The sequence below is a fragment of the Gelria sp. Kuro-4 genome, assembly GCF_019668485.1.
Lineage (GTDB): Bacteria > Bacillota > DTU030 > DUMP01 > DUMP01 > DUMP01.
In genome coordinates this window covers 872,145-897,111 of the sequence record NZ_AP024619.1, presented here as the reverse complement: position 1 = coordinate 897,111, position 24,967 = coordinate 872,145, and the positions used below count along the sequence as shown (strand labels likewise).

General features: G+C 63.4%; 26 protein-coding genes and 1 other annotated feature. All 26 genes read right to left on the bottom strand.

Features of this window, described 5'->3' with window-relative positions; genetic code table 11:
- Positions 1-167 precede the first annotated feature (167 nt).
- The 26 genes from K5554_RS04565 to upp all read right to left on the bottom strand — a co-directional run bounded on the left by K5554_RS04565 (position 168) and on the right by upp (position 24,959).
- Positions 168-809 carry a histidine phosphatase family protein gene (locus K5554_RS04565; RefSeq protein WP_221039959.1) on the bottom strand — a complete coding sequence of 214 codons (642 nt, stop codon included), beginning with the start codon at positions 807-809 and terminating at the stop codon, positions 168-170.
- Between the two features lie 14 nt (positions 810-823).
- Complete coding sequence (locus K5554_RS04560; protein WP_221039958.1) at positions 824-1,804, bottom strand: hydroxyacid dehydrogenase; 981 nt, start codon at positions 1,802-1,804, stop codon at positions 824-826.
- Positions 1,797-2,954, bottom strand: a complete 1,158-nt coding sequence (locus K5554_RS04555) for an alanine--glyoxylate aminotransferase family protein (RefSeq protein WP_221039957.1) — start codon at positions 2,952-2,954, stop codon at positions 1,797-1,799. Before K5554_RS04555 ends, K5554_RS04560 begins: the two co-directional genes overlap by 8 nt.
- A 60-nt stretch (positions 2,955-3,014) precedes the next feature.
- Positions 3,015-3,229 (bottom strand) — a binding site (T-box leader).
- Positions 3,230-3,290: 61 nt separating this feature from the next.
- Positions 3,291-3,581, bottom strand: a complete 291-nt coding sequence (locus K5554_RS04550; RefSeq protein WP_221039956.1) for a rod-binding protein — start codon at positions 3,579-3,581, stop codon at positions 3,291-3,293.
- A gap of 41 nt (positions 3,582-3,622) precedes the next feature.
- Complete coding sequence (gene flgG, locus K5554_RS04545; protein ID WP_221039955.1) at positions 3,623-4,402, bottom strand: flagellar basal-body rod protein FlgG; 780 nt, start codon at positions 4,400-4,402, stop codon at positions 3,623-3,625.
- 98 nt (positions 4,403-4,500) lie between these two features.
- Positions 4,501-5,226 (bottom strand): flagellar hook-basal body protein, encoded by a 726-nt coding sequence (locus K5554_RS04540; RefSeq protein ID WP_221039954.1) that lies wholly within the window; start codon positions 5,224-5,226, stop codon positions 4,501-4,503.
- Between the two features lie 12 nt (positions 5,227-5,238).
- Positions 5,239-6,267, bottom strand: a complete 1,029-nt coding sequence (locus K5554_RS04535) for a rod shape-determining protein (RefSeq protein ID WP_221039953.1) — start codon at positions 6,265-6,267, stop codon at positions 5,239-5,241.
- 75 nt (positions 6,268-6,342) lie between these two features.
- Positions 6,343-6,591 carry a sporulation transcriptional regulator SpoIIID gene (gene spoIIID, locus K5554_RS04530; protein ID WP_221039952.1) on the bottom strand — a complete coding sequence of 83 codons (249 nt, stop codon included), beginning with the start codon at positions 6,589-6,591 and terminating at the stop codon, positions 6,343-6,345.
- 165 nt (positions 6,592-6,756) lie between these two features.
- The gene (locus K5554_RS04525) at positions 6,757-7,599 is read right to left on the bottom strand and encodes a M23 family metallopeptidase (protein ID WP_221039951.1); all 843 of its coding nucleotides are present in this window, start codon (positions 7,597-7,599) and stop codon (positions 6,757-6,759) included.
- A 72-nt stretch (positions 7,600-7,671) separates the two neighbouring features.
- A complete protein-coding gene (locus K5554_RS04520) occupies positions 7,672-9,651 on the bottom strand; it encodes a TRAP transporter permease (RefSeq protein WP_221039950.1) in 1,980 nt (659 codons plus the stop codon).
- 20 nt (positions 9,652-9,671) lie between these two features.
- Complete coding sequence (locus tag K5554_RS04515) at positions 9,672-10,163, bottom strand: DUF1850 domain-containing protein (RefSeq protein ID WP_221039949.1); 492 nt, start codon at positions 10,161-10,163, stop codon at positions 9,672-9,674.
- Positions 10,164-10,234: 71 nt separating this feature from the next.
- The gene (locus K5554_RS04510; RefSeq protein WP_221039948.1) at positions 10,235-11,233 is read right to left on the bottom strand and encodes a TAXI family TRAP transporter solute-binding subunit; all 999 of its coding nucleotides are present in this window, start codon (positions 11,231-11,233) and stop codon (positions 10,235-10,237) included.
- A gap of 174 nt (positions 11,234-11,407) precedes the next feature.
- Complete coding sequence (gene eam, locus K5554_RS04505; RefSeq protein ID WP_221039947.1) at positions 11,408-12,655, bottom strand: glutamate 2,3-aminomutase; 1,248 nt, start codon at positions 12,653-12,655, stop codon at positions 11,408-11,410.
- 231 nt (positions 12,656-12,886) lie between these two features.
- Complete coding sequence (locus tag K5554_RS04500; protein WP_221039946.1) at positions 12,887-13,441, bottom strand: hypothetical protein; 555 nt, start codon at positions 13,439-13,441, stop codon at positions 12,887-12,889.
- Between the two features lie 3 nt (positions 13,442-13,444).
- A complete protein-coding gene (locus K5554_RS04495; RefSeq protein ID WP_221039945.1) occupies positions 13,445-14,266 on the bottom strand; it encodes a nitrilase-related carbon-nitrogen hydrolase in 822 nt (273 codons plus the stop codon).
- Between the two features lie 44 nt (positions 14,267-14,310).
- On the bottom strand, positions 14,311-15,819 hold the full coding sequence (locus K5554_RS04490) for a sodium/proline symporter (protein ID WP_221039944.1): 1,509 nt from the start codon (positions 15,817-15,819) through the stop codon (positions 14,311-14,313).
- A gap of 186 nt (positions 15,820-16,005) precedes the next feature.
- Complete coding sequence (eam, locus tag K5554_RS04485) at positions 16,006-17,241, bottom strand: glutamate 2,3-aminomutase (protein ID WP_221039943.1); 1,236 nt, start codon at positions 17,239-17,241, stop codon at positions 16,006-16,008.
- Between the two features lie 169 nt (positions 17,242-17,410).
- Entirely contained in the window at positions 17,411-18,301 is an 891-nt protein-coding gene (locus tag K5554_RS04480; RefSeq protein WP_221039942.1) for a MurR/RpiR family transcriptional regulator, read from the bottom strand.
- Between the two features lie 163 nt (positions 18,302-18,464).
- Entirely contained in the window at positions 18,465-19,481 is a 1,017-nt protein-coding gene (spoIID, locus tag K5554_RS04475; RefSeq protein ID WP_221039941.1) for a stage II sporulation protein D, read from the bottom strand.
- 116 nt (positions 19,482-19,597) lie between these two features.
- Positions 19,598-20,875: a UDP-N-acetylglucosamine 1-carboxyvinyltransferase gene (murA, locus tag K5554_RS04470; protein WP_221039940.1), complete on the bottom strand. Its 1,278-nt coding sequence runs from the start codon at positions 20,873-20,875 to the stop codon at positions 19,598-19,600.
- 102 nt (positions 20,876-20,977) lie between these two features.
- Positions 20,978-21,184 (bottom strand): AtpZ/AtpI family protein, encoded by a 207-nt coding sequence (locus tag K5554_RS04465; protein WP_221039939.1) that lies wholly within the window; start codon positions 21,182-21,184, stop codon positions 20,978-20,980.
- A gap of 32 nt (positions 21,185-21,216) precedes the next feature.
- Positions 21,217-22,371 carry a non-hydrolyzing UDP-N-acetylglucosamine 2-epimerase gene (gene wecB / locus K5554_RS04460; RefSeq protein ID WP_255565505.1) on the bottom strand — a complete coding sequence of 385 codons (1,155 nt, stop codon included), beginning with the start codon at positions 22,369-22,371 and terminating at the stop codon, positions 21,217-21,219.
- Positions 22,372-22,444: 73 nt separating this feature from the next.
- Positions 22,445-23,521: an MraY family glycosyltransferase gene (locus K5554_RS04455; RefSeq protein ID WP_221039938.1), complete on the bottom strand. Its 1,077-nt coding sequence runs from the start codon at positions 23,519-23,521 to the stop codon at positions 22,445-22,447.
- A gap of 62 nt (positions 23,522-23,583) precedes the next feature.
- Positions 23,584-23,910, bottom strand: a complete 327-nt coding sequence (locus K5554_RS04450; RefSeq protein WP_221039937.1) for a MazG-like family protein — start codon at positions 23,908-23,910, stop codon at positions 23,584-23,586.
- A complete protein-coding gene (locus K5554_RS04445; RefSeq protein WP_221039936.1) occupies positions 23,819-24,373 on the bottom strand; it encodes a cytidine/deoxycytidylate deaminase family protein in 555 nt (184 codons plus the stop codon). Before K5554_RS04445 ends, K5554_RS04450 begins: the two co-directional genes overlap by 92 nt.
- A complete protein-coding gene (gene upp / locus K5554_RS04440; protein ID WP_255565580.1) occupies positions 24,360-24,959 on the bottom strand; it encodes a uracil phosphoribosyltransferase in 600 nt (199 codons plus the stop codon). Before upp ends, K5554_RS04445 begins: the two co-directional genes overlap by 14 nt.
- Between the last annotated feature and the right edge of the window lie 8 nt (positions 24,960-24,967).

The following is a 24,967-nucleotide window of genomic DNA, read 5'->3' as shown; positions in this document are numbered from 1 at the left end:
AGATGCCAGGATGTAAGCTTTACCTTTCATCCCCAGTCATTCGCCATCTTTGCCTTTTTTCCTCCCGGATAAACAAAGAAAGGGGCCCTTGCGGTACCCCGTTTCACCTAATGGGGACTTACCCGGCCATCAATTCTTACCCCACTACAGGCGTGTCCCCTTTTCCACTACAACGCCTTTTGCTCCAGCTCCGACACCAGGTACCCCAGATGCGCCGTGCTGTTAAGGAGCGCCACCCGGAAGCCGCCTGCCGCCTCTTCCAGCACGTTGAGGCAGGCGTTGTCCTGCTTGATGCGCCAGAAGGCCTCTTCCCCCAGCCCCAGTGCGGCAGCCAGGAGTACCTTGTTCACCGCGTCGTGCGCCACCACCAGGATGGTCTCTCCGGCGTGCCGCGCGGCCAGGGCGGCCAGGGCGGGCCAGGCCCGCTCCCTTACCTCCTTGAGGCTTTCCCCGCCCGGCATGGTCACGCGTTCCGGCCGGGTCTTCCAGAGCCGCAGGCGCTCGCCGTCCGCCGCTGCCACCTCTTCATGCCGCCTGCCTTCCCAGCTGCCGTGGCTGATCTCCCGGAAGGCCGGGATAAGCTCCACCTTGAGCCCGTGCGCTCCCGCCGCCAGCGCCGCCGTCTCCCGCGCCCGCGCCAGCGGGCTGGCATAAACGGCGGCCAGGGATACAGGCGCCAGAGCCGCGGCCAGGCGGTGGGCCTGCTCCCAACCGCGGGGCGAGAGCTCTGTGTCCTGCTGCCCCTGAAAACGGCCCTCCAGGTTCCACCTGGTTTCCCCGTGGCGCGCCAGGATTACCCGTGTACCCATGCTTTCCCTCCCCGCTAGATGGCGCGGGCCGCCCGGCAGCCCCTAACCTCATCCCAGTTGAGGGCGTACCGCGGGCGGCCGCCGGCCAGGGCAGCCGCCACCTGCTCCGCCGCCTGGACGGCCACATGCACCTGGGCCTCGCGCGTGGAGGCCCCCAGGTGCGGGGTGATGATGATGTTGTCCAGGCCCAGGAGCGGGCTGTCGGTGCAGGGCTCGTGGGCCAGCACGTCCAGGGCGGCGCCGGCCACCCGTCCCGCTTTCACCGCCGCCGCCAGGGCGGCTTCATCCACAATCCCGCCGCGGGCGGCATTGATAATGCGTACCCCCGGTTTCATGGCCGCCAAGGCCGTCGCTGAGATGAGCCCACGCGTCTCGGCGGTAAGGGGCAGGTGAATCGTGAGAAAGTCGGCGTTTTTAATCACGCGCTCGAGCCCGGTGAGTTCCACTCCCCGGCGGCCGGCCTCCTCGGGGGAAACATAGGGATCATATGCTAGAACGCGCATCTCCAGCGCCCGGGCGCGGGCCGCCACCTTGGTGCCGACGCGGCCCAGCCCCAGAATGCCCAGGGTTTTCCCGGCCAGCTCCACTCCCAGGAAGGCCTGCCGCTCCCAGCGGCCGGCGCGCAGGGCGGCAACCGCCTGGGGGATGTGGCGGGCCAGCGCCAGCATAAGGGCAATGGTATGCTCCGCCGCCGCCGTGGTGTTGCCCTCGGGGGCGTTAACCACCAGTACGCCATGGCGGCTGGCCGCCGCCACATCGATGTTGTCCACGCCCACCCCCGCCCGGCCGACCACGGCCAGCGTGTGCGCGCCGGCGAGAACGTCCGCCGTCACCCGGGTGGCGCTGCGCACGATGAGCCCCGCGCAGCCCTCCAGGCGCCGCGCCAGCTCTTCGGGCGTCAGGCGCCCGCTGCGCACCTCCACTGTATGACCGGCCCGCTCCAGGACCTCCGCCCCTTCACGGGCGACGTTATCGAGTAAGAGAACCTTAGCCACGCCCGCCACCTCCCGTAAGGAGTTCTTCTTCGGCCGCCGCCACGGCGGCCCCCGGCTTCACTGGAAAGCCGAGCCGGGCAAATGCCAGCTCCAGTACCGCCAGCGCCCCGAGAAGCTCCAGCTCATCCACGTAGCCCATGTGGCTGAAGCGCAGGATCTCCCCTGCGAGTTTCCCCTTGCCGCCGGCCAGGCTGAGGCCGTACTCGCGCCGCGCCAGGGCACGCACCTCGTCGGCCGGGACGCCCGGGGTGCGCGCCGCCGTGACCGTGGCCGAGGCGCACGCGTCGGCGGCCAAAAGCTCGAGGCCCATGCCCTTAAGGCCGGCCCGCACCAGGCGGGCGTAGCGGCGGTGGCGCGCCCACACCTCGGGCAGGCCCTCGGCGAAGAGCCGGGCCAGCGCCGCCTCCAGGCCGTAGAGCAGGGCGATGCTGGGCGTCCAGGGCGAGAAGCCCTTGGCCCCGCTTTGGCGCCAGGCCAGAAGGTCGAAGTAGAAGCTGCGGGGCGCCGCCGCCTCGACGGCCTGCCAGGCCTTGGGGCTGACGCTCAGGAAGGCCAGGCCCGGCGGCAGCATGAAGGCCTTCTGGGAACTGGTGAGCATGAAGTCCACGCCCCACTCATCGGTCCGGATGTCCATGGCGCCCATGCTGCTCACGGCATCCACCATGAGGAGGGCGGGCGTATCCCTAAGCAGGGCGCCCAGGCCGGCGATGTCGTTCACCACGCCGGTGGAGGTTTCGTTGTGGGTGGCCAGGACGGCCTTCGGCAGCGGCCCGCGCGCCAGCGCCTCCTTGACGGCCTCGAGGTCGAAGGGCTCACCCCAGGTGGACTCCAGGCGCTCCACCCGGGCCCCCCAGCGCTCGGCGACGGCGGCAAAGCGGTTGCCGAAGTGGCCGGTCACCAGGGCGAGCACCCGCTCGCCCGGCTGCACGCCGGCGGCCACCGCCGCCTCCATGGCTCCTGTGCCGGAGGAAGAAAAGATAAAGAGGTCGTTTTCCGTCTGGAAAACCTGTTTCACCTGCGCCACGAGAGATCGCTGCAGAGAAGCGAACTCTGAACTTCGGTGGCCGATGAGCGGCCGCGTCATGGCTGCCGCCACCTCGGGCGGAACGGGCGTCGGCCCTGGAATGAATAGGTGCTGCTTTCCCTGCATTAGAATCTCTCTCCTTCCTTGCGCTGATCTCTGGGTAAATTAAAAAGCCCCCGCCCCCTGATATGGGGCGAGAGGCCTTCCCGCGGTGCCACCCAGCTTGGTGCCGCACGTGGGCACCTTCTTTGGATACGGTAACGGGTATCAACCGTACCGGCCTACTAGGCTTCGGCCGCCCGCTTGGGGATGGATTCGAAGGGCTTCGCTTCGCCGGTTTGCACCAACCACCGGCTCTCTTGGAAGGAAAACCCTCCTACTGTTCCCCGCATCGCTCTTGGTATTGTGACTTATTGTAATACAACTTCCCGCCGCTGGCAAGCGTTTCTCGGATCAGAAACTTTAATTTTTCGTTAAGGGCTTGAGCTGCCGGAAGAGAACCGCGGCCAGGCTCCCTTCGGCGCGTGCCACCTGGCGCGCGTACTCGCCATCGAGGAGCCCCTGAAAAACCTCTTCGCCCGCCCCGCCGTCGAGGAGCCCTGTCTTGGGCACCGTGCGCCGCATGGCCCGCACGGCCTGTTCCCAGAAGAGGGCGGCGAACTCCTCGCACGCTTCCTTGAGGGCCTGCTCTTTGTCCCGGCCGCGCGCCGGGGCAGCCGGGGCAGAGGGCGCAGTGGTAAGCTCAGCTCGCATTGTTCTTCACTCCTACAGGTCGGCCGGGCCGAAGGCGGCACTCAGCGCCGCAGGTTGTTGGCCACGCCCAGCATCTCGTCGGCGGCGGTGATGGCCTTGGCGCCGATCTCATACGCCCTTTGGGCGGTGATCATGTTCACCATCTCCTCCACCACCTGCACGTTGGACATCTCCAGGTAGCCGGAGGCAAGGCTGCCGCAGCCCTGCCCGGGGGTGAGCCCGGCGGTTACCTGGCCGGCGGCCGCCGTGGCCCGAAAGAGGTTGCGCCCCATAGCCTCCAGGCCGGCCGGGTTGGGAAAGAGCGCCAGGGTGATGGGGCCATCGGTGGTCTCGATCCCATTTACTTTGTAGGAAACCGTGCCGTCCTCGGCGATGGCGACGTCCGTCGCATCCGGGGGGATGGTGATGGGCGGTTGCACCAGGTAGCCATCGGTGGTCACCAAGTTACCGTCGGCATCGAGCTTAAACGAGCCGTCGCGGGTATAGGCCATGGTACCGTCTGGCAGCTGCACCTCGAAGAAGCCGTCGCCCTCAATCGCCACGTCCAGCGGGTTCTGCGTAGGCTGGATGTTACCCATGCTGAAGAGGCGCTGGGTGGCCGCCGGGCGCACCCCGTGGCCCACCGCCAGGCCGGTGGGGGTGTAGCCGCCCAGTGCCGTCGGCGCCGCGCCCCGGATGTTTTCATAGATGAGATCCTGAAACTCCACCCGGCTTTTCTTAAAGCCGGCGGTGTTCACATTCGCCAGGTTGTGGGAAATAACATCGATGTTGAGCTGCTGGGCCAGCATGCCCGTGCTGGCCGTCCACAGGGCCCGGATCATCGCATCTTCCTCCTTCTGAAGGCATTGTGGGAAAGATGGGCCGCTTCCGTCAGTCCACGGCCCGGGGCCCCTGCCAAGCAGTCCGGCCCCTGGATACACTAAACCTTGGCCACTTCGTTAAGGAGCTTGTCCAGGGTCTGGTCCTGGGTTTGGATGGCCTTCTGGCCGGCCTCGTAGGTGCGCATGGCGCTGATAAGCTCCACCATGGCCTCCACCGGCTCCACGTTGGCCCCTTCCAGCCCACCCTGCACCACGGGAGCAGCCGCCGGTGGCAGCGCCTGCGGGGCGGCGTAGAGGCTGTCTCCCACCTTGGTGAGCACAACGCCCGGCGGCGCGTCCACCACCGCCAAGTTCGCGGCCAGGTTCGGGTCGTCTGCCCGCGCCACAGCGCCCGCGCGCGTCAGCACCGGGTCGCCCTCGCCGGTCACCAGCTCCCCGTTCTGGTTCACCTCGAAGGCGCCGTTTCGCGTGTAGCGCAGCCCCTGGGGGGTGTTCACCACAAAGTAGCCGGGGCCGCGCAGGGCGAAATCGTGGGGATTGCCGGTTTCCCGATACGGCCCCGGGCGCTGGAGCGTGGCCACCTGAGCCACCGCCGCCCCGGTGCCAAGAAAGCCCACCGGTGCCGGGCCGCCGGCCGGAGCGCCGGGGAAAGCCGCCAGGGCGTCGTTGAAGCGGTAGAGGAAGAGATCGGGCAGGGCCGCCGTAACCGCCGTGTCGGCCCGGTAACCGGCCGTGGCGGCATTGGCCAGGTTGTTGGCCAGCACGTCCAGGCGCACCTGCTGGGCGACCATTCCGGCGGCGGAAGAGTAAAGTCCGCGCAGCACAGCATCACCTCCCTACTTTTTAAGCAGAAGCTCGGAAACAAAGGTGTTTTTGCTCCGGAGCTTGTCCAGGTACTCCAGGGCGCGGCCCGTGCCGAGGGCAACCGCCGTCACGGCGTTCTCGGAGACATACACCGGCATCTCCGTCTCCTGGGCCAAAAGCTTGTCCAATCCGTGCAGCAAAGCGCCGCCCCCGGTGAGCACAACGCCTTTATCCACTATATCGGCGGCCAGCTCCGGTGGGGTTTTCTCCAGCACCGACTTCACGCACTGCACAATGGCCTGCACCGGCTCCATGAGCGCCTCCAGGGTTTCCTCGGAGGTGATACGGATGGTTTTGGGCAGGCCTGTCACCAGGTCCCGCCCGCGCACGTCCATGCTCTCCTTGCGGCCGGCCGGAAAGGCGGTGCCGATGTTGATCTTGAGCTCCTCGGCCGAACGCTCGCCGATCATCATGTTGTAGACGCGGCGCACATAGCGCACAATGGCGTCATCGAACTTGTCCCCGGCCACGCGCAGCGACTCCCCGAGGACGATACCCCCCAGGGAGAGCACGGCGACATCGGTGGTCCCGCCGCCGATGTCCACCACCATGCTGCCGCTCGGCTCGGCGATCTCCAGCCCGGCGCCCAGGGCCGCAGCGAGGGGCTCTTCGATAAGGTACGTGCGGCGTGCGCCCGCCTGCATGGCCGCCTCCAGCACCGCCCGTTTCTCCACGGTGGTCACCACCGCCGGGATACAGACCATGATGCGGGGACGGAAGAAGAGGTGCTGCCCGCAAACCTTGGTGATAAAGTACTTCAGCATCCTTTCGGTAACGTCGTAATCGGCGATAACACCGTCGCGCAGGGGACGGATGGCAACGATGTTGCCTGGGGTACGGCCGAGCATACGTCGGGCCTCTTCGCCCACAGCCAGGAGCTGTCCGCTGTCCCGCTCGATCGCCACCACGGAGGGTTCCTGCAGGACAATGCCACGGCCGCGCATGTAGATGAGCACCGTGGCCGTGCCGAGATCAATACCGATGTCCGCACCCCAGAACATGTACCTAGCCCCTTTCGCTCCCTTCCTTCTTTAGGATGTATTTCTACATGCTTCCACAAATATCCTCTTTTTTGGTCATGCTCCCAGGTATTTTTTGCGGGTGGCGGCGCCGCCCCTTAGGTGCCGTTCGGCCTTGTTCTGGTCGAGAATGGCCCGCACCTTCTCCGCCAGGTGTGGATTGATTTTGGGTAAACGCTCGGCCATGTCCTTGTGGACGGTGCTCTTGCTCACCTGAAACTCCTGGGCCGCCTGGCGGACCGTCGCGCCAGTTTCGGCGATGAACTGGCTTATCTTAAGAACCCGTTCGTAAATGTGGTCGCGCACGCCCGTCCCCCCTCTGAGCTTGAATGCAGTAAATGTATATGCCCGGACGGGCAAAAAATGCGCTCGGAAGCGAGAAGGGGCCACCTCCGCGGGAGGTGACCCCTTCTCGTCACGCTGTCGGTCGTTGGTTTCAATGGGGCGCGGTCAAGTGCCGTCAACCGGCGCCTAGTGCCCGCTATTGACCGCGGTACCCGCTCCGCCGGGTACCGCCGGCAGGTAGGGAACCGGGTCCACGGCCTCCTTATCGAGCCTGAGTTCCAGGTGCAGGTGCGGCTCGCCGGCCAGGCCCGTTTGGCCGACGGTGCCGATGGCCTGCCCGCGCTCCACCGCCTGGCCCACCTCGACGTCCACCCTTTCCAGGTGCCCGTACGTGCTGCGCCGCTTTTCGCCGTGGTCGATACTGACCACCTTACCCAGCACCGCGTCGTCCTTGACCTCGGCCACCGTACCAGGCAGCACTGCCTTTACCTCGGTGCCGAGCGGAGCAGCCAGATCCACGCCGGGATGGAAGCGCCAGTCGGCAAACACCGGGTGTTTACGCCAGCCAAAGGGCGAGGAAACCTGGGCCAGCACGGGGAGGGCCAGGTCGTGGAAGGCCTGCCCGGGCGCCAGTACCGGCTGCAGCGGCTCCTTAGGCTCCGGGCCGGGTTCTCCGGTGCCCTCTTCCGGGCCGGGCCGGGCGGCGACCGGCTCAGCAGGCTTGGCGGTCCCCTCCCTCGCCGGAGCGGGAGCGGCCGGCTTGGGCGCCGCGGGCGCCTCCTCCGGCGCGGCCGCCTCCTCCGCCGGAGCGGGTTCCGCAGGCGGAGCAGGCTCCTGCCAGAAGAAGTCCTCGCCTTCGTCGTAGCGCGGGCTGCTCCAGTCGCCGGCCAGGTAAAAGAGGCCGGCCACCGTAACAACTACCATCAGGACAAGGGACGCCAGCGCCATCTGCCGCCGCAGCAGGCTCTTCCAGCCTGCCCTCAAACTAGCGAAGAGGCCGGAACGTCGTTCTTTCTTTTCCTTTTCCATATTCTTCACCCCTACTCTAGTCTTACCAGAGCAGGGGTGAGCTATACCGGCATCGGGTGTTAACTTATCAACTTACTCGCTGGTGACGGCATCTTCCCGCGCCCGCACCTCCCGGCCGGCGGCGGAACGCGTCGCCGCAAACTGGCGCACCAGCACGGCGGAGAGTCCCACCAGCCCCACGAGATCGGTAACGAGACCGGGCCGGATCAAAAGCAGCGCTGCACCCAGGCAGACTACCCTCTCCCACAAGCGGGTCCGGGTAAGAATCCAGCCCTGGATGCCGGCCGCCAGGCTGATCACCCCCACCGTGGCGGTGAGGGAAGCCAGGATGATCTCGCCGGCACTGCCGATGAGCACCAGCGAGGGGCTGTAGGCGAACATGAAGGGGACGATGAACGCCGCTAGGCCGATCTGCACCGCCGCCCAACCCGTCTTCATAGCGTTGGCCCCGGCCACACCGGCGCCGGCGTACGCCGCCAAGGCCACCGGCGGGGTGATGTCGGCCACCACGCCGAAGTAGAGAATGAACATATGGGCCGCCATGGGCGGTACGCCCAGGCGTACCAGCGCCGGCGCCGCCAGGGTGGAGAGCACCACGTACTTGGCGGTGGTGGGAAGGGCCATGCCCAAGAGAATGGAAGCCAGCATGGTAAGGGGCAGGGCCAGGGCCAGAAGGCCCTGCGACCAGGTGACAATCAGCCCGGCCAGTTTCAGCCCCAGGCCGGTCATGGTAACCACCCCGACGACGATGCCGGCGCAGGCGCAGGCCGCCGCCACCTCCACCGCTGAGCGGGCGCCATCCTCCAGGGCCGCGACGAAGCGCCGGGGTGTCATCCGGGTCTCCCGTTTAAGGAAGCTGAGACCCACAGTGAGGACAATGGTCCAGAACACCGCCTTCATAGGCGAGTAGCCGCGCACCAGCACCACAATCAGCGCCGCCAGCGGTACCAGCAGGTGCCAGCCGCGGCTGATCGTCTCTTTCAGGCCCGGTAATTGGTCGCGCGTAAGGCCGCGCAGTCCCAGCCGCCCGGCACGGAAGTGCACCTGGGCGAAGAGGGAAATGTAGTAGAGAATGGCGGGGATGGCCGCGGCCGCCGCCACCTTGATGTAGGCTACGCCCAGGACCTCGGCCATGATGAAGGCCGCCGCACCCATCACCGGGGGCATGATCTGCCCGCCCGTGGAGGAGGCCGCCTCCACAGCCCCGGCGAAGTAGGGTTCGTACCCCACCTTTTTCATCAGCGGTATGGTGAAGGAGCCGGTGGTCACCACGTTGGCGACCGAACTGCCGGACACGGAGCCCATGAGGCCGCTGGAGACCACCGCAGCCTTGGCCGGGCCGCCCTGGGAAGAGCCCGTAAGGGCAAAGGCCAGGTCAATGAAGAACTTGCCGGCCCCTGTTTTTTCCAGGAAGGATCCGAAAAGGATAAAGAGGTAGACAAAGGTGGCCGAAACCCCAAGCGGCACACCGTAAATCCCTTCGGTGGTGAGGAACTGGTAGGGGAAGATGCGCTGCAGCGAGTAGCCCTTGTGCGCCAGGAGGCCCGGCATGTAGCGGCCGAAGTAGGCATAAGCCAGCGCGGCGACAGCCACCACCGGCAGGGCCCAACCGATGGTACGGCGGGCGGCCTCCAGGACCAGGAGCACCATGATCAGGCCTAGGATCACGTCCGCCCGGGTCGGCGCCCCGGCCCGGGCCACAATGTTCTCCATGTCGATGAGAATATACAGCCCGCCGGTTAGGGCCAGCACGATCATGATGACATCGTACCAGGGCAGGCGGTTACGGGCCGCGTCCTTGGTCGCGGGGTAGAGCAGGAAAATAAGCACCGACATGAACATCCAGTGAATATCGCGCTGGGTAAGGGCGAAAAAGAGACCGAACTGGGCCGTGTACAGGTGAAAGAGTGAAGCGGCAATGGCGATCAGGCTGATGATCACGGCCGGAACGCCCCGGAAGCTCCGCGTCCTCGGCCCCAGCTGTTCAACGTCAATCTGGAGGGCAGCGGTCTGCTTCAACCCCCCGGCACTGCCGGCTCCTGTTTCAGACATGCTCTCACTTCCTTCCTAAGTCAAGGGCCCGGCCCGAACAGGGAGGCAATCCAGGGCAGGCGCTGCGCCGTAAAAAGCACGCGGCTTCCGGGAGGGGCAAAGCGGCTCAAGGGAACCTCCACCTCCCCCAGCGCCAGGCGGTGGCCGGCCACTGTTCCCACTGCCAGGCGCAACTCGCCGATGGTCCGGTTCCGCCGTACCCGCACCCGCCCCCCGCTGAAATCGAAGTCGGCGGCGGGCTGGAAATCCAAACCCGCCCCCATCCAGAGATAATCCTCTTCCAAAAGAACCAGACCGCCCTGCCCGTCGACGGTGAAAACCTCCCACACTGGGGTTTTGTCCCACGAGTGCGTGTAGCGCAGCTCGAACCGCCGTGTAGGAGGAAGGGGCACACGAAGGAGAAGCTGACCGCCCGGCAGTGCCCGCACCTCCAGGAAATACACCGGACGGGAGAGAAGGCAGCCGGCCACCACGACGGCCAGGGCTGCCGCCGCCCGCACCTTTCGCCGCACGCAGGCCCCTCCCTTCCAAAGAAACGCCCGGCCCTCGCCTCTCTCTGCGCCTCCCGGCGCTTTTTCGCTCGTTACTTGAGGACGCCAACCTCCCGGAAATACTTGGCCGCGCCCGGGTGAAGTTCAATGGGCGTCTGCCAGCCCGACTCCGGTGTCATCTGCGCGGCCACGGGGTGGATTTCCGCCAACCGCTTCACGTTTTCATAGAGGGTTTTGGTGATGGTGTAGGCCAGGTCTTCCGGCATGTCTTCGCGCACCACCACGGCGTTCCCCACTTCCAGGGCGGCGATGTCCTCGTCCACCCCTTTGTAGGTCCCGGCCGGGATCTTGCCCTTGACGTAGTACGGGAACTCCTGGGTGAGTTTATCCAGGATTTCATCCTTTATGGGGATCATCTTGATGTCGCGCGCCGAAGCTACGTCCATGACCACCGCACCTGGGTAGGCGAAGTTCCAGAAGACAGCGTCCACCGTGCCGTCTTTAAGCGCCGTCGCCGCCTCGGGCTGGGAGAGGAAGGCCTCTTCAATGTCGTCGTAGGTCATGCCGTAGGCCTTGAGGATCTCCTTGGCCATGGCCTCGCAGCCACTGCCGGGCGCGTCCACCGAAACCCGCTTCCCTTTCAGGTCTTCAACCGAGTTGATGCCGGAGTTCTTCAAGGTGACGATGTGTTCGGGGGCGGGATACATGGAAAAGAGAGCCTTGAGCGGCAGCTTTTCCTTGAAGGGGTCGATGCCCTGCACGGCTTTGAAGGCGGCGTCGCCCATCATAAAGCCCATCTGCGACTCGCCGGAGGCCACCAGGCGGCCGTTCTCAATGGAAGCCCCGGTGGATTCCGAAACGCACTGGATGCCCGGAAGCTCGCTCAAGACATCGGCGATACCGCCGCCCAGCGGGTAATAGGCACCGCCCACGCTGCCCGAGGCGAAGGTAAGGTACGTGGTCTCCTGCTTTTCGCCTTCCGCCGGTTTCTCCCCTTCGGCGGCCGGTTTCGGCGCACACCCTCCTGCCGTCAGCAGGAGCAGCAGCGCCACACAAAGCACCGTTCCCAGTTGCCAGCCAGCCTTCCTCATCGCTTCTTACACCTCCCGGTAATCTTCTGAATACTTCCTCTCCTGATTCCTTTGCAGCCAGGGCCGGGCAGGCCCGGGGAAACACATCTCGCGCGCCAGGGAAACACAAGGTAAGAGGTCAAGGCCACCGGCCGGACGGCCCCGGCAGGCCGCCCGGCCTGCAGCCGGTCATCCTTAGGGCTGCACGTAGCCGTTCGGGTACTTGAACACCTTGCCCTCCCAGTTGCGGATGAGAACGTAGTCGCGGCCCATGGAGATGAGGTACTGCGGCACGATTGGGGTCTTGCCGTGGCCCTCCGGCGCGTTGATGATGTACCACGGGATGGCGAGACCCGAGGTGTAACCGCGCAGGTTCTCCATGATCTCCAGGCCGTCCTGCACGGTGGTGACAAAGTGCGTCGTTCCCTGCACGGATTTGGCGTGGAAGATGTAGTACGGCCGCACCATGATCCTTAAGAGCTCGTGGTTCAGCTTTTTCATCACATAAGGATCGTTGTTGATGCCCCTGAGCAGCACCGCTTGGTTGCCCAGGCCCACCCCGGCCCGCGCCAGGCGCAGGCAGGCCTCCTGCGCCGCGGGAGTGACTTCTTTCGGGTGGTTGAAGTGGGCGTTTAAGTAGAGCGGCAGGTGCCGGCCCAGCATGTCGCACAGCCTTTGGGTGATGCGCTGGGGCAGCGTCACCGGGGTGGCGCTCCCGATGCGCTTTATCTCCACATGCGGCATGCTGTCGAGCTCAGTGAGGATCCAGTCGATCTTGTCGTCCTCCAAGGTGAAGGGGTCCCCGCCGGTAATCAGAACGTCCCGGATCTCCGGATTGGCGCGGATGTAATCCAGGGCGGCCTGGATCTCTTCGTCGCGCGCCGGCTGGTCCACCTCGCCGATGTTACGGCGCCGCTGGCAGTGGCGGCAGAACATGCCGCACTGGTTGGTCACGTTGATGATGAGCCGGTCCGGGTAGCGGCGCGTGATGCGCGGCGCCGGGGAGGTGTACTCTTCCGCCATCGGATCCGGCACGCCGTAGACATCGGTAATTTCATTGATGCTGGGCACCGCCCGCAGGCGGATGGGGCAGCGCGGGTTGTCCGGGTCCATGAGCGAGGCATAGTAGGGCGAGATGGCCCAGCGGTACCTGGCCCCCACCCGGGCGACCTCGTCGGCCTCCTGCGGCGTCAGGTTAACCAGCTCGGCCAAGGTCTCCACATCGCTGATGCGGTTTCGGATCTGCCAGTGCCAGTCGTTCCACTCTTCCTCGCCGGCGCCGAAGAACTTCTTCAGTTCCTCCTTACGCCGGGCAAAGCGCTCCGCCAGCTTAAAGCCCGTCTCAATTTCCTCCGAGGCTTTTAGGTACGGCGCAATGCGCCCGCGCAGTTCCGCCGTTCGCTCGATGGCTATCCGCCGTTTCTCTTCTTCTGTAAGAGCCATGGTTGCACCTCCAGTAGTCTTTACAGGAGGGCCACCCTGGTGCTACAATGAGACCAGGTATACGGTCCTCCGGAAGGTAAAAGGAACCTTTGGCACCGGTTTTGCTGCCACAAAACCGGGCCGGACCGTGACCGGCTGCAGAGACCGCACCACGTGTGCGGTCTCTTTTGCGTTTTATACTTGATGCACTCCTTAAGCCAAGCACTTAGCGCCCCTGTGCAGCCAAACTGGCTAGCGCATTTTGGCTTCTGTAGTTTGAACCCCTCTGTCCTGCTCTTGGCCACGATGAATTTCTCCGCTAAAGGCGTTGAGTTCTAACAGCACCGCACCATTCGGGAAGTTTATCTCGGCTAACCAGTAAGGCAATTGAACAGCTCTGCATTCCTTTGTAGTGACCTCGGGTGTCCAAAAGCTGCGGTAAAACCGCAGTGTATGCTGCAATGCTGTATAATGAGCTACGGTTTCGGCTTCCTTCTTATTTAGTGATGGAGCGTTAGATTCGTCAACTATATAGGTTGCATTGATCAATTCCGGCAAGTCAGCTGTCCGCAAAACCTGCCCGGTAAGTGCGTTCACCCAGAGGTAAAAAGTTAACAGCCGAGGTTTCAGACCAAAGCCGCGTCTTATGGTTACTATTACTGTGAAAAGGTAGAACGGCCGGAGTGCCAGTTTAGGGCGGACATCAAGTGTTGACGCGCATCCAAGTTTTCTTTGGTTCACAAAGTCGGCAAGAAGTCTGGCTGCCAATTCCGGCGTTATCGGGGACGCGACAACCGGGCTGAACACAGATCATTGCCTCCTTTCATGCGTTTTTCCGAGCGATACTAGTCTCCTGAACGTGTCCACTTTAAGATCGGAGAAGTAGGGAACTTCGCTACGATATGCTGCTACATCCTCGAGGTCAATCGTTGCACAGATGACTTGCTCTGATTCCCTCAGGGCTTCAATTACAGTTTCTCCGCGTGGATTCACTACTTTGCTTGCCCCGCATATCCCCTCCCCAATTGTGTTTACGCCGACTACAAAGTACTGATTATAAAGAGCTGCCGCCGCCAGTTCTACACTCCATCGATTACTTGCGCGCACGCTCCAAACCGAAGGGATAAAGACCAGTTCCGCACCCTGCAAAGCCACAATCCGCGGGGGCTCCGAGAACTCAGCGTCGTAGCAGATTAGAATAGCAAGTCGCCCTAGTGGTGTATCGAACACAGGAAAAGTGGAGCCAGAACGGAATTTCAGTTTTTCTTCTCCCCAAAGATAAACTTTTCGCATATTGCCTACGGCATGGCCTTCAGGGCTGCATAATAACGCAGAATTATAGATTATCCCGGGGATCTTACTTTGCTCTGCATACGGAGCAACGATGTACAGGCCCAATTCGCGTGCAACTGGTTGGACACGCTGAACAACCTGGTCTTGCGTTTCGGCTAGGGCAACAAACTCTTCCCGGGATAAGTGATAACCCTGGAGAAACAGTTCTGGAAGGCAAGCAATTTGCGCTCCTTGACGTGCAGCAACAGCCAAGAGTTCCTTGGCTTTCGCCCAATTCGCTGCTTTATTAGCCAATTGAGAAGCCATTTGAATGGCAGCTATAGTTATGTTTCTTGGCACAGGGCTCTCTCTCCTTCCTTGATCCATCGCGCAAAAACCGTCCGTCACCCTCGTGCTGCCAACGGTTTGCTTCTCAGTTCTCGAATCTGAGACTGGATCTCGGTCGGCGGTGCCGGCGTAAACAAGCTTACCACCCAGGTGACAACATAGGTGGCAAGACATCCACCAAAGGCCTGGAACAAGTTGAGTTTCGCTTCCAGGTTAAGGGGACCCCAAATTGCCATGAGTATGAAACCTGTGGCGAGCCCGGCGATCGCACCCTCACGGCTGGTTCGCGGCCATAGCAAGCCTAGAATCACAGGGCCCCCAAACAATCCCAGAGTGTTCCATCCGAACCAGGAGATCCACAGCACTGATCCACCCCTAAGGCTAAGAATTACACCCAGAACACCCAACAGAACGGTGGCTATGCGGGAGTAGGTTAAGGCCTGGCGAGGATTCACGCTGGGGTTGAAAATCTTAATGTAGATGTCGTTAACAAGAGTCGAGGCGCCGATAAGCAGCATGGAATCAGCCGTGGAGAGTATGCCCGCAAGTATACTGCCAACGAAAACGCCCGCAAAAATCGGATGTGTCATCGTGGAAAAGAACTGCAGTAGAACTGTCTCGCTATCGTTACTTACAGGGAGAAGCTCAGCACTTGGAAACTTCGCGCGCATATACAAAGCGGCCAAGAAGACCCCAAAGAATAGTATGCTTTGGATAAACACAGCTAGTACGGCAGACAAGGTTAATGTCTTAGTATCTTTCGCTGACATGTAGCGCATCATCAAGGTAGGCTGTCCAGCCCAACTCATAATCCCATCGCCAAGAAAGAGGGAAATCCCGTAAATAACAATAGGCACTGTGGCAAATGGGGAGATGATAAAGGCCGGGTCAGTTTTCGCCACTTTGGCTAATCCGACAGACAACTCTTCTATTCCACCCGACAACGCAATGGCAAAAGCGCCTGCCATGGCACTTCCACATACCATTAGAATTCCCTGAACGAGGTCGGTCCAAGAGACAGCAAGAAGCCCACCTAGTGTCGTCCAGGCTACGAATGTAATTGCGGCAATAACAATGGTTACGTTGTAATTCCATCCTAACACCGTGGCAAAAAGCTTACCGCATGCAACTAATTGCCCGTTAATGTAGGCAATAGCTGCGGCTAAGATAACAATACTTCCAATGATTCGCAGAACTTTTTTTCGATCATAGTACCGGATCTCAAGGACATCAGGCACCGTTAAGGCGTTGACGTCCTCAGAGTAACGACGAATGAGCTTACTAATTAGCACAAAGCTGAGAAAAATGCCGATCGTCGCACTTGGCACCATAGTCCAGACGCCCTCGAATCCAGATCGATACGTATATCCAGCAAACCCTAGTCCAAGCCAGCCGCTCATTCCCGTAGCACTAAAAGTAAAAGCCAGAGCCCAAGACCCCACTCGACGCCCAGCCAAGACATAGTCTTCCAGGCTCTTCATGTACTTTGAAGCTGTGTATCCTACCCCGACAAGGAAAACAAGATATAAGAAAAGGAAGATTGGAAGGGCTAAGCCCACAAGCACACCTGTTCACTCCTTCTTTTACTGATTGAATTTAAGATAGTAGTAGATGGCCGCGATGTAGGTTAAGAAACTAGGAACAACGATAAACAACCAGGTTGAGGTTGGCACCCTATCCATTAGCGACCCTCCTATAGTCTCGAATTAAACAGCGTTGACCGAATGGGTAAACACCTGTATACTGCTCCGCTAGCGGTTCGGATAACGAAAGACCTTACCTTCCCAGTTACGGATTAGCACATAATCTCTGCCCATAGAAACAAGGTACTGCGGCACGATTGGGGTCTTGCCGTGGCCCTCCGGCGCGTTGATGATGTACCACGGGATGGCGAGACCCGAGGTGTAACCGCGCAGGTTCTCCATGATCTCCAGGCCGTCCTGCACGGTGGTGACGAAGTGCGTCGTCCCCTGCACGGATTTGGCGTGGAAGATGTAGTACGGCCGCACCATGATCCTTAAGAGCTCGTGGTTCAGCTTTTTCATCACATAAGGATCGTTGTTGATGCCCCTGAGCAGCACCGCTTGGTTGCCCAGGCCCACCCCGGCCCGCGCCAGGCGCAGGCAGGCCTCCTGCGCCGCGGGAGTGACTTCTTTCGGGTGGTTGAAGTGGGCGTTTAAGTAGAGCGGCAGGTGCCGGCCCAGCATGTCGCACAGCTTTTGGGTGATGCGCTGGGGCAGCGTCACCGGGGTGGCGCTCCCGATGCGCTTTATCTCCACATGCGGCATGCTGTCGAGCTCAGTGAGGATCCAGTCGATCTTGTCGTCCTCCAAGGTGAAGGGGTCGCCGCCGGTGATCAGAACGTCCCGGATCTCCGGATTGGCGCGGATGTAATCCAGGGCGGCCTGGATCTCCTCGTCGCGCGCCGGCTGGTCCACCTCGCCGATGTTACGGCGCCGCTGGCAGTGGCGGCAGAACATGCCGCACTGGTTGGTCACGTTGATGATGAGCCGGTCCGGGTAGCGGCGCGTGATGCGCGGCGCCGGGGAGGTGTACTCTTCCGCCATCGGATCCGGCACGCCGTAGACATCGGTAATTTCATTGATGCTGGGCACCGCCCGCAGGCGGATGGGGCAGCGCGGGTTGTCCGGGTCCATGAGCGAGGCATAGTAGGGCGAGATGGCCCAGCGGTACCTGGCCCCCACCCGGGCGACCTCGTCGGCCTCCTGCGGCGTCAGGTTAACCAGCTCGGCCAAGGTCTCCACATCGCTGATGCGGTTTCGGATCTGCCAGTGCCAGTCGTTCCACTCTTCCTCGCCGGCGCCGAAGAACTTCTTCAGTTCCTCCTTACGCCGGGCAAAGCGCTCCGCCAGCTTAAAGCCCGTCTCAATCTCCTCTGAGGCTTTTAGGTACGGCGCAATGCGCCCGCGCAGTTCCGCCGTTCGCTCGATGGCTATCCGCCGTTTCTCTTCTTCTGTAAGAGCCATGGTTGCACCTCCAGTAGTCTTTACAGGAGGGCCACCCTGGTGCTACAATGAGACCAGGTATACGGTCCTCCGGAAGGTAAAAGGAACCTTTGGCACCGGTTTTGCTGCCACAAAACCGGGCCGGACCGTGACCGGCTGCAGAGACCGCACCACGTGTGCGGTCTCTTTTTTACACGCCATTTCCACCCCCTCCCGGTTGGTAAAAGATGCTGTGCCGGGCAGCCACCTCCTCCAACTCGTCCAGGCAGGCCAGGGTTTTTTCCTTATCCCGCCGGCCCACCGCCGTCACCAGCGCATTGATCACCGAAAGCGGGGCCGCGAAGGACTCGATAAAGGAACCCAGGTTGCTCTGCGCCGTGAGTGTAATGTCCGCCAGCGGGGCGAGCGGTGAGAGAATGCTATCGGTGAGGGCCAGCATCCGCGCGCCCCGGGCGCGGGCGTACTCAAACCCCTGTACGGTGAGGCGGGTGTAGCGGGGAAAGCTGATCCCGATCACCAGGTCCTCCGGGCGCACCGTGGCCAGCTCCTCGAAGATGCTGCTCACCCCCTGGGGCACCACGCGCACGCGCTTGCCGATCATCTGCAGGTAAAAGGCCAGAAAGAGGGCCAGGGAGTGGGCGCTGCGCGAGCCCAGCACGTAGATGTCGCGCGCGGCGATGACGGCGTCTACGGCGGCGTCGAAGTCCTCCTCCTTCAGCTCCTGGAGCGTGCGCCGCAGGTTCTCCAGATCCGTGGTGAGAATCTCGCGTGCCACCGATTCCTTCTCGCCCGCCACCGGAGCCGCCGAAAGGCGCAGGCGGGCCGCTGTGCTGAGGCGGTTCTTCACCATTTCCTGCAGGACCCCCTGCAGCTCCGGCCAACCCTGGTAGCCCAGGGTGTAGGCGAAGCGCACCACCGTGGACTCGCTCACACCCACCAGCGCCCCCAGCCGGGCCGCCGTGAGGAAGGCGGCCTGCTCGTAGTTGCTCAGGATAAACTCAGCCAGGGCGCGCTGCGCGCCGGAGAGCTCTCCGAAGGCCTTCTTTATGCGTGCTTCGAGGCTGATACCTGCGTTTGTCACCTTTTCAACCCGCCTTGCATCATTTCTTGCTGCCTTGTGTCAGGTTTGCTGCAGGAGTTCCTGCAGTAGTGTATATATTCGCGCCCGCCGCTCAAATTCCTGCTTGCTTCCTCGGGGTCAGGTATCAACTTTTTAAAGTATTTTGCAGGTTTGAGAAGAACTTTTAAAAGTTGATACCTGACCCCGAGGAGCCGGGGGGTGGGGAGACGGTGGTGCCGGTGTAGTAGTGCTGGAGGATGGCGCGGAAGTCACGGCCCGCTTTGGCCAGGCCGTCGGCACCGTACTGGCAGAGGCCTACGGCGTGGCCGTTGCCGGAGGTGGTAAAGACGACTTTGCCGCCCTCAGCCAGGCGCCAGCTGAAGTTGGTGGAGTTGAGCCCCAGCCGCTTTCGCACCTCGGGCCCGGAGAGGGTCATCCGGCCGGCGCGCAGCTCCTTAACCCGGCCGGCGGCGGTGCGGCTCAGCACCGCCAGGTCCAGGCCCTGGCTGGCCGGCACCGCCACCTCAAGCCCAAGGCGCTCCCCCAGCTCGGCCAGGGTGAAGGTGACCTCGTCGCCCATGTGGGGCGGGTTGCCGTCGAAGTTGCACTCCACGTGGCGCAGGTAAGGCACGGAACTCCCCCACACCGCTGCGGCGTCTTCGGTGCCTAAGCCGCCGCAGCTGGCGTGGTACACCGGATCGATGAGTTCATGGTCGTAGGTGATCACCAGGCCGGCGGTGGCCGCCACGGCCTCGGCGATCTTTTCGTGGTAGCGCGGATAAGAAAAGAGCCCCCAGCGCTGCCTAAGCTCGCTCTCGCTCAGCCAGCCCTGGCAGCACGCCGGATCGGTGCAGATGTCCGCCTCGGGGTGCTTCGGGCAACCGGCGCCGCCGAAAGACTTGAGGCGCCGCAGGGCATAGGTGCGGGCCGCCACCGCCTGGGCCTTAAGGGCCTCGGGGTGAAACTCCGCCGGCATCTCCGCCGCGGTGACGCCCACCAGGTAGCGTTCGAGCGGCATCTCCTCCACCTCGCCCCGGGCCGCCACAAACACCTTAAGGAGGGGCCCCTCGTCGGCGCGCGCCGCCTCCAGCGCCTCCGGCGCCGGTCCACGCGCTCCCCCCATGAGGCCGATAACCGCCGCCGGCAGCACCAACACGGCCAGCAGCACAAAGATGATCACACCCGCCCAAAAGCTCCGCAAGCGCTTCTCCTCCCCCTGGACCCCGCCCAGCTAAAGCTCGTGCTTCTTAATCTATATGAGAAGCCGCGGAGCGGTATGCCAACGCCCGGGCCGCAGCCCGGGCGCCTTCTCTCCCGCTATACATTTGTGACGTTTACTCGCTTAACCTGCGCTCCCAGTCCTACCAGCTTCTCGGCCAGGCGTTCATAGCCACGGTCGAGGTGCTCTAGCCGCGTAACGCTGGTTTCTCCCTCCGCCGCCAGGCCGGCCAGCACCAGGGCTGCTCCGCCCCGCAGGTCGGGAGCGGTGACCTCGGCGCCTGCGAGGGGCGTCCTGCCTTCCACCACGGCCGTACGTCCCTCAGCGCGGATGTTGGCACCCAGGCGCTTCAGTTCCGGCACCGCCAGGAAGCGGTTTTCAAACACGGTTTCCGTCACCACGCCTGTTCCGCGGGCCTGCGTGAGGAGCGCGAGAAAGGGCGACTGCATGTCGGTGGGGAAGCCTGGGTAAGGCAGCGTCTTTACATCCGTGGCCTTCAGGGTACCGGTCGCCGTCACCCGGATGGCGTCGCCGGCGTCGGAAAGCTCCACCGCGCAGCCCATCTCCGTAAGCTTGGCCGCCACCGGCTTTAAGTGCTCGTAGACGATGTTTTCCACCGTGACGCTCCCGCCGGTGATGGCGGCGGCCGCCATGAACGTGCCGGCCTCGATGCGGTCGGGGATCACCGTGTGGCGCAGCCCCCGGAGCCCGCTCACTCCATTCACGCGGATGACGCCTGTGCCGGCCCCCCTGATGCGGGCGCCGGCGGCACAGAGGAAGTTGGCCAGGTCCACCACTTCCGGTTCGCTGGCGGCGTTTTCAATGACGGTTTCGCCGTGGGCCAGGCTGGCCGCCATAAGGATGTTCTCGGTGGCCCCGACGCTCGGGAAGTCCAGGTAGATGTGGGCACCAGTGAGGCGCTTGGCGCGCGCCCGGATCATACCCTGCGTCAGGCTGACCTCGGCGCCCAGAGCCGCCAGGCCCTTGAGGTGCAGGTCCACCGGCCGCCCGCCGATGGCACAACCACCCGGCAGCGGCACCTCCGCCCGGCCGCGGCAGGCCAAGAGGGGCCCCAGCACAAGAAAAGAAGCCCGCATGCGCCGGACCACGTCGTACGGTGCGGCCACCTCGCCCTCCCCTTTCGCAGGAGAGGTAAGGTGCAGCCGGCCCGGAGCGCCGTAATGGGTTTCAGTACCCAGGTGCGCCAGCACCTGGAGCATGGTGCTTACATCTTCCAGCGCCGGAACATCTTCCAGCACCGTTTCGCCTTCCACCATGAGGGCAGCGGCCATCAGCGGCAAAACAGCATTCTTGGCTCCTGCCACCCGTACTCTGCCCGCCAGGGGATGACCGCCTGTGATCACCAGTTTCTCCACCCGTATAATCCTCGCTTTTCCCGCTTATTCTGGGTGCCAACCGGTTTGTTGTCTCCGCGCCCAGTGTACCACTGGGCTTTACAGCGGAGCAAGTGGTAAATCCTACCTGGAGTCGCGGATGTGCCGGTAAAGATTGTAGAAGCCGCCGGCAATAGCCAGGAGCACCAGCCCGCTGGAGAAGATGCTTCCCGAAGCGAAACGCTCATCCAGCCAGCTGCCGACATAGTAGGCGAAGACCACGGCAATTGCCAGGCCCAGGGTGAAGGTACTGGCCGCAAAAATCCACTGAATACGCCGCGGCGGGGCCATACTTCTTCCTCCTTTCCGGGAGGGACTGGAGCCTACGCGCCGAGTTCCTCCGGCGGCTCCGGGCGCAGTCCAAACCAGTGCTCGAGCCCGGTGCGGATCCGCCGGGCCGCGCGGCCGTCACCATAGGGGTTGGCCGCCCGGGCCATGCGCTCATAAGCGCCACGGTCGGTAAGGAGCCGTTCGGCCGCCGCCACAATGTCCGGCGCCTCCGTCCCCACTACCTGTACCGTCCCGGCCGCCACCGCCTCCGGCCGCTCCGTGACGGACCGCAGCACCAACACCGGCCGGCCCAGGGCCGGGGCCTCCTCTTGGATGCCGCCGGAGTCGCTGAGGATAAGATACGAACGCGCCAGCAGGTTGGCAAAGTCGCCGTAGCCAAGCGGGTCGAGGAGGTGAATGCGCTCGTGCCCGCCCAGGAGGCGGTAAACCGGCTCCCGTACCTTGGGATTGAGGTGGACGGGAAACACCACCTGAAGGTCGCTGTGCCGCTCGACCAGGGCGGCCACGGCCCGGCAGATCTCCTCCAGCGGCCGGCCCAGGTTCTCGCGCCGGTGCGCCTCCACCACTATTATTCTATTCCGCTCGTGGTCCAATGCGTTAAGGAGCGGCACACTGAACCGGTAGACAGGTTTAACAGTAAGGAGCAGGGCGTCGATGGCCGTGTTGCCCGTCACCTGAATCCGCTCCGGCTTCACCCCCTCCGCCAGGAGGTTGGCGCGTGCCGCCGCCGTAGGGGCAAAGTGCAAGTCGGCCAAGGCCCCGGTGAGGCGCCGGTTCAGCTCTTCCGGAAAGGGAAAGTACTTTTCGTGGGTACGGAGCCCCGCCTCCACGTGCCCCACCGCCACCTGGTGATAAAAAGCGGCCAGGGCGGCGGCGAAGGTGGTGGTGGTGTCGCCGTGCACCAGGATCATGTCCGGCTCTTCCGCCACCAGCACCTCCTCCAGGCGCGTCAGCACGCGCGTGGTGATCTGGCTAAGGCTCTGCGCCTCCTGCATGACATTGAGATCGTAATCGGCCTGTATGCCGAAGAGGTTCAGCACCTGGTCCAGCATCTCCCGGTGCTGGGCGGTGACCACCACGCGGGCGCAAAACCGCGGCGCCGCCGCCAAGGTTTTTACCACCGGCGCCATCTTGATGGCCTCGGGGCGGGTTCCGAAGACAGAAAGGATCTTTACCGGCCGCTCCACGCTATCCCTCTCTTCGTAGAAAAGCGGAGGTACCCGCGGCGGGCCTCCGCTCCGTATTTTCTTCCCTGGCTGCCTAGCCGTGCAGGTGCTTGCCGCTGTGGCGCGTCGCCGGCGCTCCGGCGCGACCGATGGCCAAGGTGAGCCCCAGCCCCACCAGCAGCAGCGTGGCCGCCACCAGCTGGGAGCTGACGTCCGCCAGGGCCACGGCACTGAGGCCAAAACAGCCGCTGACAAAGTAGAGGATGAGCACCGCCTGGCGCTGGTTCAAACCGAGGGCCAAGAGGCGGTGATGCAGGTGACCACGGTCGGCCTGGAAGATGGGCCGGCCGTGGACAAAGCGGCGCACGATGGCCAGGGTGGTGTCGAGGATGGGAAGTCCCAAGGCCAAAAGCGGTACCGCCAGGGCAATGGTGGTGGCGCTCTTCAGCGTGCCCTGCACGGCGACGCCGGCCAGGGTAAAGCCCAAAAACATGGAACCCGTGTCGCCCATGAAGATCTGGGCGGGGTGGAAGTTGTAGGGAAGAAAGCCGAGCGCGGCGCCGGCCAGAGCCGCCGTCACCACTACCACGTAGGGCTGCCCCTCCTGCAGGGCCACCAGGAGCAGGGTAACCGAGGCAATGCTGGCCACGCCGGCCGCGAGGCCATCCAGGCCGTCGATGAGGTTCAGGGTGTTGGTCACACCGACCAACCAAAGGATGGTAAGGAGTATCCCCCACCCGCCGATGTAGGTCATACCGGGGAAGGGGCCGGCCGCCCACGGGTTGGTTACCCACTCGACGCTGTTGCCGAAGAACACAAACACGCACGCCGCCAGCACCTGTCCGGCCAACTTCACCTTGGCCGGCAGGTTCACGTAGTCGTCCACCACTCCTACCGCCGCCACCAAAAAAGCCCCCAGCCAGAGGCTCACAAGCTGCGGCCAGGCCACCAGGTGAGCCCAAAACACGCCTACGCCTGCTGCGGCGGTGAAGCCGGCAAAGATGGCCAAGCCCCCCAGCCGCGGGGTCGGCCGGGTGTGAATATGCCGGGCCCCGGGTCCGGAATCGGGCTTGTCCAACGCTCCCGTACCCACCGCCAGGCGCCGTACGGCCGGTGTAGCCAGATACGCCACCAGGGCAGCCACGACAAAACTGCCGATTACCGCAGGCACTGCGCAACACCTCTGTCCCTTACTAACACTCGTTTCATTTTACCCTTCACCTCTGCCGCTTGTCAATTCACCGGCGGACGCGGGGAAAGGTAGCCTTTGGCTTCCAGCTTGGCCAGATGGTCGCGCAGGGCCTCTTTTAAATCCACACCGTACTGTTCTTCCAAGACGAACATCATGGAGACGGTGGTTTGGGCCACGTCCAGGAGTTCCCGGGTGATGATCTGCAGCGCCTGCTCCTGGGTAAGCGTCACCCGCTCGCCGTTCATCCCCCGGAACTTGCCCACCGCCTGCGCCAGCTCACCGGCCTCCTCCAGGAGCTTGAGCAGGGTCGACTCCAGGGTGGGGCTCAGCCGGTCCAGCTTGGGAAGCAGGATCCCCTTCTCCTCCATAGGTTTCTCCTCCCAGTTTCTCAACCTTGACGCCGGCTTCGGCCAGGATGCGCACGGAAAGCTCGTCCGGGTAGGAGCCGGCGTAAACCACGCGCTGAATGCCGGCGTTGACCAGCATCTTGGCGCAGACGGAGCACGGATAGTCGGTGGAGTAGAGCGTACCGCCCCGGATGCTCACGCCGTGTACGGCCGCCTGGATAATGGCGTTCTGCTCCGCGTGCAGCCCCCGGCAGAGTTCGTGCCGCTCGCCGGAGGGGATGCCGCGCCGCCGGCGCTCGCAGCCCACCTCGGCGCAGTGGGCCAGCCCGGCCGGCGCCCCGTTGTACCCCGTGGTGAGCACCCGTCGTTCCTTAACAATAATTGCTCCCACCCGGCGGCGCAGGCAGGTGGAGCGGCGGGCCACCACCCGGGCGATGTCCATAAAGTAGGTATCCCAGTCCGGGCGGGCGTCAGCGGGTGCCATAGAGACGGTCCCCGGCGTCCCCCAAGCCGGGTACAATGTACGCGTGTTCGTTGAGCCGTTCGTCCACCGCGGCGGTAAAAATGTCCACATCCGTGTGCGCCGCCTGAAGCGCTTTGATCCCTTCCGGAGCGGCGATGAGGCACATCAGCTTGATGCTGCGCGCCCCGCGCTGCTTGAGGAAGTTAACCCCCGCCACGGCGGACCCGCCGGTGGCCAGCATGGGATCCACCAGGATGATGTCGCGCTCCTCGATGTCGGCCGGGAGCTTGCAGAAGTATTCCACAGGCGCCAAGCTCTCCGGGTCACGGTAGAGGCCGATGTGACCCACCTTGGCCGCCGGGATCAGGCGTAGGATGCCGCCCACCATGCCCAGGCCCGCCCGCAGGATGGGCACCACGGCCAGCTTTTTGCCGGCGATCACTTTGGTGTGGGCCAGGCCGATGGGGGTTTCAACCTCGGTATCCTCCAGCGGCAGGTCGCGCGTCACCTCGTAGGCCATGAGCATGGCCACCTCTTCCAGGAGTTCGCGGAACTCTTTGGGACCGGTGTTTTTGTCGCGGATGAGGCTGAGTTTATGCTGGATCATGGGGTGAT

Excerpts from the sequence above, each read along its gene's own strand:
- K5554_RS04525 (WP_221039951.1), bottom strand. The coding sequence starts at position 7,599 with ATGGAAAAGGAAAAGAAAGAACGACGTTCCGGCCTCTTCGCTAGTTTG.
- K5554_RS04535 (WP_221039953.1), bottom strand. The coding sequence starts at position 6,267 with ATGTTCTGGGGTGCGGACATCGGTATTGATCTCGGCACGGCCACGGTG.
- K5554_RS04450 (WP_221039937.1), bottom strand. The coding sequence starts at position 23,910 with ATGGAGGAGAAGGGGATCCTGCTTCCCAAGCTGGACCGGCTGAGCCCC.
- K5554_RS04550 (WP_221039956.1), bottom strand. The coding sequence starts at position 3,581 with ATGCGAGCTGAGCTTACCACTGCGCCCTCTGCCCCGGCTGCCCCGGCG.
- flgG (WP_221039955.1), bottom strand. The coding sequence starts at position 4,402 with ATGATCCGGGCCCTGTGGACGGCCAGCACGGGCATGCTGGCCCAGCAG.
- eam (WP_221039947.1), bottom strand. The coding sequence starts at position 12,655 with ATGGCTCTTACAGAAGAAGAGAAACGGCGGATAGCCATCGAGCGAACG.
- K5554_RS04565 (WP_221039959.1), bottom strand. The coding sequence starts at position 809 with ATGGGTACACGGGTAATCCTGGCGCGCCACGGGGAAACCAGGTGGAAC.
- K5554_RS04445 (WP_221039936.1), bottom strand. The coding sequence starts at position 24,373 with ATGGCACCCGCTGACGCCCGCCCGGACTGGGATACCTACTTTATGGAC.
- K5554_RS04520 (WP_221039950.1), bottom strand. The coding sequence starts at position 9,651 with ATGTCTGAAACAGGAGCCGGCAGTGCCGGGGGGTTGAAGCAGACCGCT.
- upp (WP_255565580.1), bottom strand. The coding sequence starts at position 24,959 with ATGATCCAGCATAAACTCAGCCTCATCCGCGACAAAAACACCGGTCCC.
- K5554_RS04510 (WP_221039948.1), bottom strand. The coding sequence starts at position 11,233 with ATGAGGAAGGCTGGCTGGCAACTGGGAACGGTGCTTTGTGTGGCGCTG.
- K5554_RS04555 (WP_221039957.1), bottom strand. The coding sequence starts at position 2,954 with ATGCAGGGAAAGCAGCACCTATTCATTCCAGGGCCGACGCCCGTTCCG.
- K5554_RS04465 (WP_221039939.1), bottom strand. The coding sequence starts at position 21,184 with ATGGCCCCGCCGCGGCGTATTCAGTGGATTTTTGCGGCCAGTACCTTC.
- eam (WP_221039943.1), bottom strand. The coding sequence starts at position 17,241 with ATGGCTCTTACAGAAGAAGAGAAACGGCGGATAGCCATCGAGCGAACG.